Annotated in this window: 8 protein-coding genes, 4 tRNA genes and 1 rRNA gene; all 13 read left to right on the top strand. The window is 56.8% G+C overall.

Annotation, left to right across the window (positions count from 1 at the left end):
* Nucleotides 1–12 precede the first annotated feature (12 nt).
* Nucleotides 13–126: ribosomal RNA gene (gene rrf, locus LWH94_RS18470) — 5S ribosomal RNA — on the top strand.
* 214 nt (nucleotides 127–340) lie between these two features.
* Entirely contained in the window at nucleotides 341–1,546 is a 1,206-nt protein-coding gene (locus LWH94_RS18465) for a hypothetical protein (protein WP_232903211.1), read from the top strand.
* A gap of 65 nt (nucleotides 1,547–1,611) precedes the next feature.
* A complete protein-coding gene (locus LWH94_RS18460; RefSeq protein WP_232903210.1) occupies nucleotides 1,612–2,622 on the top strand; it encodes a hypothetical protein in 1,011 nt (336 codons plus the stop codon).
* Nucleotides 2,619–3,173 carry a DUF6160 family protein gene (locus LWH94_RS18455; RefSeq protein WP_332875510.1) on the top strand — a complete coding sequence of 185 codons (555 nt, stop codon included), beginning with the start codon at nucleotides 2,619–2,621 and terminating at the stop codon, nucleotides 3,171–3,173. The genes LWH94_RS18460 and LWH94_RS18455 overlap by 4 nt, the downstream gene beginning before the upstream one ends.
* 12 nt (nucleotides 3,174–3,185) lie before the next feature.
* On the top strand, nucleotides 3,186–5,489 hold the full coding sequence (locus LWH94_RS18450; RefSeq protein WP_232903209.1) for a DUF6160 family protein: 2,304 nt from the start codon (nucleotides 3,186–3,188) through the stop codon (nucleotides 5,487–5,489).
* A 108-nt stretch (nucleotides 5,490–5,597) separates the two neighbouring features.
* Complete coding sequence (locus tag LWH94_RS18445; protein ID WP_232903208.1) at nucleotides 5,598–6,563, top strand: biotin--[acetyl-CoA-carboxylase] ligase; 966 nt, start codon at nucleotides 5,598–5,600, stop codon at nucleotides 6,561–6,563.
* Nucleotides 6,560–7,294 carry a type III pantothenate kinase gene (locus tag LWH94_RS18440; RefSeq protein WP_232903207.1) on the top strand — a complete coding sequence of 245 codons (735 nt, stop codon included), beginning with the start codon at nucleotides 6,560–6,562 and terminating at the stop codon, nucleotides 7,292–7,294. Before LWH94_RS18445 ends, LWH94_RS18440 begins: the two co-directional genes overlap by 4 nt.
* A gap of 107 nt (nucleotides 7,295–7,401) precedes the next feature.
* Complete coding sequence (locus LWH94_RS18435; protein ID WP_232903206.1) at nucleotides 7,402–7,935, top strand: hypothetical protein; 534 nt, start codon at nucleotides 7,402–7,404, stop codon at nucleotides 7,933–7,935.
* Nucleotides 7,936–7,966: 31 nt separating this feature from the next.
* Nucleotides 7,967–8,042 (top strand) — tRNA-Thr (locus LWH94_RS18430).
* A gap of 40 nt (nucleotides 8,043–8,082) precedes the next feature.
* Nucleotides 8,083–8,166, top strand: a tRNA-Tyr gene (locus LWH94_RS18425).
* 10 nt (nucleotides 8,167–8,176) lie between these two features.
* A tRNA-Gly gene (locus LWH94_RS18420) sits at nucleotides 8,177–8,251 on the top strand.
* Between the two features lie 13 nt (nucleotides 8,252–8,264).
* A tRNA-Thr gene (locus LWH94_RS18415) sits at nucleotides 8,265–8,340 on the top strand.
* A gap of 52 nt (nucleotides 8,341–8,392) precedes the next feature.
* On the top strand, nucleotides 8,393–8,520 hold a 128-nt coding region (locus LWH94_RS18410), incomplete at its 3' end, for a GTP-binding protein (RefSeq protein WP_227716620.1).

The following is an 8,520-nucleotide window of genomic DNA, read 5'->3' as shown; positions in this document are numbered from 1 at the left end:
TCATCCGTTTTGCCTGACGACCATAGCGGTCTGGAACCACCTGATCCCATCCCGAACTCAGACGTGAAACAGACCAGCGCCGATGGTAGTGTGGTTCGCCCATGTGAGAGTAGGTCATCGTCAGGCTTTTAATACCAAAACCCCCGACAGCGTTGCTGCCGGGGGTTTTTTCATTTGTCTGTCCGAAATATGATCAGCCGCACAACCCGCTGCACCCGAAAAAGTTAATATTCATCAAAGACTGGCCAACCAGAACCACAAAAAGAGCCAGCAACAGAGACACTCATCAGTCCCCTTTTTCTTTTCGCTGCCCATTTGATCAAGGTAGCCGGGTGAGACTATGAGTAAGAAGCTGCACACAGTTCTAGCCAGCGCCCTGATTTTGCCCTCCGCCGCAATTGCAGGCCTGGACCCTATTTCTGATGAGGAAATGTCTGAGGTTACCGGTCAGGCCTTTCTTTCGGTTGATCGGAATTACCATCCCGATCCATCAAAAAATACCGCCTACACGCGGGTGAATCTTGGTATGGATATCGAAATCCAGACCAATGTTGATGTCCTTGAAATCGGCCGCTACGAGCGAGATGGCGAGAAATCCGGTACGTCGGATGTGCTCATCGAAAACTTTGGCCTGGGTTATATCAACAACCAACAATTCTTTAATGCAAACCCTGAGGCGACCAGACAGGTGAAGCCTGATGGCACCGCCTACGCCGAAGGCGACATCGTTCCTTTCCACATCAGTAACCCGTTTTTTGAATTCGCCTTCGACGAAACCACGGATGAAGTCGTTGGCGTCCGGCTCGGGTTTGGCGATTCCATGGGCATTCTGTCAGGCGATATCCGCAATCTGACTGGCGATGTCAACATTGATATCAAGGCTACCGGCCAGGATCTGGAGATTGCCGAATCCAACGGGGATTTGATTGATGGGGTCTTGGTAGGATTGGCGCCACTCCTGCTTGGTAGCAATGCTATTAAAAGTAAAGCCGTGCTGGTGCATGGTGAAGGTCCGAACATTGGTGAGCCTGATCCCATTCGGGCGACTCATGCAGGTGTGCCGAACGGGGAACGGTTCACGGTAGAGGATGTTGGTGGCGAAACAATTTTTCTTATTAAAGCTGCTGGGTTGTTGGGGGGCAGTTCCCAGGTAGAAGTTGATGCGGACTGTGGTCCTCTTGGTCTCGTCTGTGGCTCTGGTGACGTCAGTTTTGTGGCCCAGGATTGTCAGGTTCTGGGTATCAACTCCTGCTTCCCTCTGACCAACTTCAAAAGCCTTCCGGTAGGTACCATTACCGAAAATGGCGAGGAAAGAGTTTTATCCGGGCCTCAGAAAGGCCTGTTTTTAGCCTTTCAAACCCAGGCCGTCGAGTGGCTGGAAGATGTATCAAAAACTGATCCGCAGGTAGGAGACTTTATTCAAACCACACCTGGGGGTTTTATGAACATCCCCAACGGCGCGGTTGAGTTCAGTCTCCATGATGCGCTCGAGGGAATTCCCCGTTATCGCACTGAATACATAGATCGCGGGCGAGGGTTGTTCTGATGCCTTTTTCCAGGAGGTCCACTTTCTCCAAGGCCGTCTTGTCATTCCTGATGTTCGGCCTTTCGATGTTTCCTGCTACTGCCGCCGCAGAACTCGAAAAGCTCAACGACGGCGAACTCTCTGAAATCGACGGTGCTGGCATTGGCATGGTACTGGAAGACTTCATCTTCTCCCACGGCACGGATGCGCCGGACGTTAACGGTGAACAGGCCCGGATTTTCCGCATTGCGGGTATCCAAAGCACGGACGGCCGTGAGGTCGATATCACCGTTAACCACCTTTATATCGCTGGCTCTGGCAGTGACTACGGAACGAACCTGACTCCGGTGAATCTGGGGCGCTTGCTGAATCCGTGGCGGATTGACGTGGTCGACGGTAACGACATCGGAATCACTAACAAGGCGGTTCTCGAATTCGCCGCCCCTGCCATGGTAGACGCTGCGCAGGGTTACGATTGCCTTGGTGGTTCCGCTGCTGCTGGAAGCGGTACCTGTTCCAGCCGCCCGGCTACGCAAGACTGGCAGGGCGAGCGCGCGGATATGGGTATGCAGATGAACGTGGCCGTTGGCGATGACCGCTCTGCCAACCTGAACCTGCACGCCCGCAGTGCTGTGATTGATGGCAGTTATCTCCGGCTCTGGGGGGATGACGAACGGCGCCAGATGGCCGGTGAATTCCGTCTTAACTTTTACTCGCCGGAACTCACCATCAATGCCTGTAGCCAGGACGGCGCTAGTTGTGGCTCCAACATTGTGATGTCGGACTTTGTGCTGCAACTGGCCCTTGGTAACAGGCTGCAACCTATCTACTTCGATGTCGACGGTAGCGGTAATTTCCTGCTGGAGATCGATACCATCGATGCCCCGGGCACTGGCCAGATTGCGGCCAACGGTCAGCGGGCGGGCAGCGATGCCGCCACCTGGGATTTCTATAACGACTATTACTCCAACCCGGAATTCCGCAGTAACGTTCACATCGGCGATTTCAGTGTCGGCGAAAAGAATTTCGGATCGGCACGGGTTGAAGGCATGCTGATCCAGCACCTGCAAATTCAGACAAAGGATCTGGCGCAATGAGCAGACACCAACTTCTGAGCAAGGCAGCAGCAACAGTGGCCGCGCTGATGTGCAGCCCATTCGCCATTGCGGAGATGGCCCCTCTGGACGATGCGGGTATGGCAGAAGTTTCCGGCCGTGGTGGCATTTACTTGTCTGGCGATATCAGCATCAACGAACTGGGCGGCCCGATCCAGAACGATTCTTTCGGCCGCTGCGACGAGCAGGACAAGAAGTGCGGTGCCCGCCTTGCCTACCAGTTGAAAGAAGGTGGTGGCTGGATGGTGCTGGACGAGATTCGCGGCATGTTTGCCTTCGAGGGGCTTACCTTGCGGGTACGCTCAATCGATTCCGGTTTTGGTGGTGACGGCGAGTTGTTTAATCGCGACGTTATTGAGCTGGGCCTGCCGGATACTGTGCGGTTCAACGATGTGCAGTTCAAGATTGCCGCCAGTAACACACCCAGACCGACGGATCCCGGGTTCATGCAAACGGATATCTTCGCCGTGGAAATGCAGGGCGATGTTCTGATGCAGGGGAATCTGCTGGTGTTCCCGGAAGGGACTCCATAGGGGGAGATGATTATGGCCAAAGTGATTGGTTTACCTAAAGCCTGCGCTGCCCTGATGCTGGTTGCTACCGGGGTGCCCGGCGGTGTTGCCTGGGCGGATATGCAAAGCCTGGATGACGGCGAACTGTCCCGGATTCAGGGCCAGAGCGGCATCACGCTGGAGATGGATCTGCAGCTGTCCGCAGACCGGGTGTCCTACTACGATGACGGCCGGGGGGCGCACCTTGAAGGCTTGAAGGTAGGCTCGTCCGAAAACCCCGGACAGGGCGCTTTTCACCGGACACGTATCGATATTGGTGCCGATGCCTCGCTAAACCTGGATTACCTGGTAGAAGACCGTCGGGTCGAGTTTTCCGATATTCGCCTGGCAGGGGCACCCGGCGTCAGTATGGGCGGGATCTTCTTTGATCATTCGCTGCAAGGCACCCTGAGTATCCGGGAGGGCGGCGGTGTTGGCGGCAGTGGCTACACCTTTGACTCTGCCTATACCATGACCGGCGGCCGGCTGGGGTATCGAACCAACGGCAACTCGGTGTTTCTCGACGACATCACCATGGATGTGGAAGCCCTGGGAATCACCCTGGAGCAGGTTGGCGACAGTCTCGAGCTGATCTCGGAGAATGTAACCGGTAACTGGAAAGTCGGCGCGATCCGTTTCAGTGACGATCCGCTCATCTATGGTCGCGCAACAGATGCGAGCGGGGCGCCCATGGCCAGTTATGGGGGTCTGGAAGGCGATTACCGGATCTCGTCCCGCACAGGAATCAAGGCAGGCGGCCGTGAGGGCCAGGGCCTGAGAATCGATAATGAAACAACCATCCACAGCGCCAATTTCTTATACCTGGACGATGGCAACGCCCTGGCATTAAGGGACATAACCGGCGAGTACCAGATCCACGACTTGCGGATTGATGTCACCAATGACAATCAGGGCCGGCCAGCCTTGGGGCTCACTCTGGGTGGCCTGGAAGGGGCGCTGGCTGTTGGTTCGGTTGAAGTGGGAGCCAGTGGCCAGAGCTTTGGCTCGGTTAACCTCGCCTTCGCCTTCGAAGACCGCGCCTTCAATGGTCGAAACTATACCAACGCGGTTTATCTGCAAGGTGGTGGCCACCAGGATGCCGGCGCCCAGGGTTTGCGCCTGGCTGCCGAATGGAGCCTGTCGAATGCAGACTTAAGCTACACCGACAACGGCAACCGGGTGATCGTGAGCGGGTTGCAGTCATGGGGGCAGGGCGATTTAACGGTGAATGTTACCCGCAATGAAATTCGCAACGGTACCCGCTTCTATGATGGTTTAAGGATCGGGTTTGAGGACCTGAGTGCCGGTTACCGTATAAACGGCCTGAGGGTGGGGGATGAAAATGCTCCTCTGCAAGGGGGTACCGAACTGCTGCTGGCCCTGGGCTTCTATCCCGCCTACGAATTCGATATGGATGGCCACATCACCCTGGGTGCCGGGGGTGCGTCTGGCGAGGGGCTGACGATCAATTCCGATATCCATGTCCGCAACGGAAAAGCTGCGGTGGTTGCAGCGCCCTATGATGAGGGTGCTGGCGAGGTCCCCCAGAAAGGCCTGTGGCTGACTGAAATGACCTATGACGGCCACGTCCGTAACATGACCGTGGATGTTACCGAAGAGGGGCTCGCCATGGCCACCGAAGAAGCCTGGGGCGCTATGGACGTGGGCAATGTTCGGGTTGGAACCAGCGATGATGGCGCAAGCTTCGGTCGCCTCCGGATGCAAAGTTATGAGAAAGACAGCAGTGCGCTGATACGACCCGGCGGCGCCGGTGATGTCTGTGTGGGTGGCAGTGGAAGCTCCGCGGCGGCCTGTGGGGCTTCAGGTGGCACCTGGGAGACCCGGGGCGACGAGGGCGTTTCAATCGCGATGGCAAAGGTGCTGGCACCGGCTGCAAGTGACGATAAGAAAAACGCCTTGCTGTGGGAAACCAATCGCAGCGTGGACGGGCAGGGCCGGCCGGTTAACGGATCTGGCACTGCGATACTGCTGAATGATATTCATACCAGCGACGGTGGTGATTTCGACGGCGATGGCCAGGACGACAATACCTACGGTATCCGAACCGATCTTGCAGTTGATGTGTATCCAACCCGGGTCATCCGGACGGTTGACGGTGTAAAGCGGGTTGAGCACCCTCTCGGGTTCGCCGTGCAGGCACAAAGCAGCTTCAAGGAGCTGTCCATCAACAATATCGATATGATCCACCCGGTGGGCGGCGCGCAGACGGCAGTATACGGTGCTGTGTTGCAGAACGTGGATATTCGGGCAAACCTGACCGCAACTCCTATCCCCTGATGACCATCCGGCATGAGAAAAGGGCAGCCCGGGCGCTGCCTTTTTGTTTTTTCGGCCGTCCTGTTGTTTAATCCGGGGCTGATTCTTTGCACCCCTGGAACCGGTTTCATGAAATCCAACACCTTGTTGTCACTGCTGAGCGATCGCGCCGTTCATTCCGGAGAGTCCCTGGCGAAAACCCTGGGGGTATCCCGCACGGCTGTCTGGAAGCAGCTCCGGAAAATCATGGATGAAGGCGTAGAGATAAAAACTATCCGGGGGCAGGGCTATCAGCTGGTCACACCGGTAGACCTGCTGGATCGCGGGCAGGTGTTGGCGGGTTTACCCGGCGAGCTGTTGTCCGGTATCAGCCTGGAGGTATTACCGGAAGTGGGTTCCACCAATGCCGAGGTGGCGCAGCGTTTATCCGCCGCCGGAGGGGCTATACCGGTGGTCATTGCCGATTGCCAGACTGCGGGGCGCGGTCGCCGGGGGCGTAACTGGGCGAGCCCGAAAGGGCAGAATCTGTATCTGAGTATGGGGCTGACCCTGCAGGGTGGGTTCGCCGCTCTGGAAGGTTTGAGCCTGGTCTTGGGCGTAGCGGTGGCCCGGGCTTTGGAGGCTATGGGTGCCGAAGGTGTTGGCCTGAAGTGGCCGAACGACCTGTTTGCCGATGGCCGGAAGTTTGCCGGTATCCTGGTGGAAATCCAGGGTGAATTGCAGGAAGGCGTCGTCCAGGTAATCGCAGGTATTGGTATCAATGTGCATATGACCCGGGCGGAAGAGGTTGATCAGCCATGGATCAGCCTGGCTGAGCGCTGGCCGGACATAGCCTGGGCAAGGAATACCCTGGCGGCAAATGTTATCAGGGAGATTCTGGGTACCGTTGATACGTTCGAGCGACAGGGCTTTGCAGCGTTCAGAAGTGCTTGGCAGCACAGGGACATATTCTGCGGACAGGAGCTGGTCAGCCGTGGTGGCGAGGTTGCCGGAATCGGGGCCGGTATCGATGACGGCGGTAACTATCTGTTGAAAACCGACGCTGGGGTGGTGCCGGTTCGAGCGGGCGATATCAGCCTTCGGGTGCAGCCATGATGTTGTTGGTCGATTCTGGTAATACCCGGATAAAGTGGCGTGTGGTTCAGGGTGCTCAGGTGAAGGCTGAGGGTGCCGCGATGCTGGACGAGAAGGCGCCTTTTGCAGGCCTGGCGCACTTCGGTCCTGACATTACGCGGGTTGCCGTATCTTCTGTCGCATCCGAGCAGAATTGCCGGGAGCTGGAGCAAGCCCTGTCCCGCGTTACCCGTGCGCCGGTAACCTTTTATTGGTCTGAATCATCCCGTCAGGGGCTGGTGAACTCCTATCAGGATGTCCGGAAAATGGGCGCCGATCGCTGGCACGGAATGGTGGGCGCCTGGTCGCGTTATCCCGGCGGGTTTGCAGTTGTTGACGCGGGGAGTGCGGTTACCGTGGATTACGTGGCCGAAAGCGGTGCCCACATCGGGGGCTATATACTGCCAGGGCTGAGAATGATGCGCCGAAGCCTGAAGCTGGATGCCGCACGTATCGGGTTCGAACACGACGACCAGGTCAATACCCTGCCCGGTCGCTCAACCGGGGAGTGTGCCAACCATGGGTTGGCGTGGCTGACCCTCGGGGTTATCGAGCGTATTAATGCTGACGCCAGGGTCCACAATTTACGCCGCGTCTTGCTTACTGGCGGCGATGCTCAAAGATTTGTTGATCTCGGCTTGCAGGCCGAGGTTCGTCCGGGCCTGGTGTTTGAGGGCCTTCAGGCCGTAGCACAGGGTGGGAAGGGCGAATGAAGTGGATTGCGTTCTTTCTCCTGGCCGTCAACCTGTTGGTGTGGTGGTTGCCCCAGTGGCCGGGTAACGGGGGAGCTGATTCTTCGTCCGGAGGAGCCTTGCCCAGGGTGACCAGCCTGAAAACATCAGGGCCTGTGGTACCTCTGCCGGAGCCCGGCGCGGAAACCCTGTGCGTGCGTGCGGGATGGTTTGACAGCGACGCCGAAGCGAAGGCGGCGGGAGAGGCTGTGGGGCTAGACTACGTCGTCGAAGAACAGGAGGTGGAACTTGCTCCACTGAACTGGGTCTTGATACCCCCTCAGCCGGAACAAGCTGCTATGGATCAGTTCCGGGCTTTGTCGGCCCGGGGGGTCGAATCCTATGTGGTGGCGTCCGGAGAGTACCGGAATGCCATATCCCTGGGGCTTTTTGAGTCTCGGGAAGCTGCTGAAACGGTACTGGCAGAAAAAAAACGGGATAATCTTAATGTAGTACTGGCCAAGTTCCCCCGTAATCGTATAGGATACGCCCTCGTTTTTGATGTTGAATCTGACCGGGAAACCGAGACGGTTCAAGCGGTTGAAGCGGAAATCGGGAAAAACTTCGAGTTTGTTGAAAGTGGTACCTGCAAAGGTGTTGCAACGCCGAAAAAAAATCCGTAGTATACCGCCCTCGCTGACGAGGCGAATGTGAGCTGGCGTAGCTCAGTTGGTAGAGCAGCTGACTTGTAATCAGCAGGTCGGGGGTTCGATTCCGTCCGCCAGCTCCACTTTAAGGTTTTAGCAGATTCGCGACAGCGAATTTGTACGGGAGGGGTTCCCGAGTGGCCAAAGGGATCAGACTGTAAATCTGACGCGAAAGCTTCGCTGGTTCGAATCCAGCCCCCTCCACCACTAATTGCTCGCGGGCATCGTATAGTGGCTATTACCTCAGCCTTCCAAGCTGATGACGCGGGTTCGATTCCCGCTGCCCGCTCCAATTTGGTTTTAATGCTCATGTAGCTCAGTCGGTAGAGCACATCCTTGGTAAGGATGAGGTCACCGGTTCAATTCCGGTCATGAGCTCCACTTTTTTTTCCGGTCAACGTTACGATCCTGGTTGATTAGGGGGATTGGTCGAATGTCTAAAGCAAAATTTGAGCGTAACAAGCCGCACGTAAACGTGGGCACCATTGGTCACGTTGACCATGGTAAGACCACTCTGACAGCCGCCCTGACTCGTGTATGTCACGAAGTATGGGGCACTGG

It is taken from the genome of Marinobacter sp. G11 (assembly GCF_021282325.1).
GTDB lineage: Bacteria > Pseudomonadota > Gammaproteobacteria > Pseudomonadales > Oleiphilaceae > Marinobacter > Marinobacter vinifirmus.
The sequence above is the reverse complement of the archived record's forward strand: the minus strand, read 5'-3'. Positions and strand labels throughout refer to the sequence as shown.

What these genes read in the sequence shown, in the direction of transcription:
- LWH94_RS18445 (WP_232903208.1), top strand. Translation starts at nt 5,598, where the DNA reads ATGAAATCCAACACCTTGTTGTCACTGCTGAGCGATCGCGCCGTTCAT.
- LWH94_RS18440 (WP_232903207.1), top strand. Translation starts at nt 6,560, where the DNA reads ATGATGTTGTTGGTCGATTCTGGTAATACCCGGATAAAGTGGCGTGTG.
- LWH94_RS18455 (WP_332875510.1), top strand. Translation starts at nt 2,619, where the DNA reads ATGAGCAGACACCAACTTCTGAGCAAGGCAGCAGCAACAGTGGCCGCG.
- LWH94_RS18450 (WP_232903209.1), top strand. Translation starts at nt 3,186, where the DNA reads ATGGCCAAAGTGATTGGTTTACCTAAAGCCTGCGCTGCCCTGATGCTG.
- LWH94_RS18465 (WP_232903211.1), top strand. Translation starts at nt 341, where the DNA reads ATGAGTAAGAAGCTGCACACAGTTCTAGCCAGCGCCCTGATTTTGCCC.
- LWH94_RS18460 (WP_232903210.1), top strand. Translation starts at nt 1,612, where the DNA reads ATGTTTCCTGCTACTGCCGCCGCAGAACTCGAAAAGCTCAACGACGGC.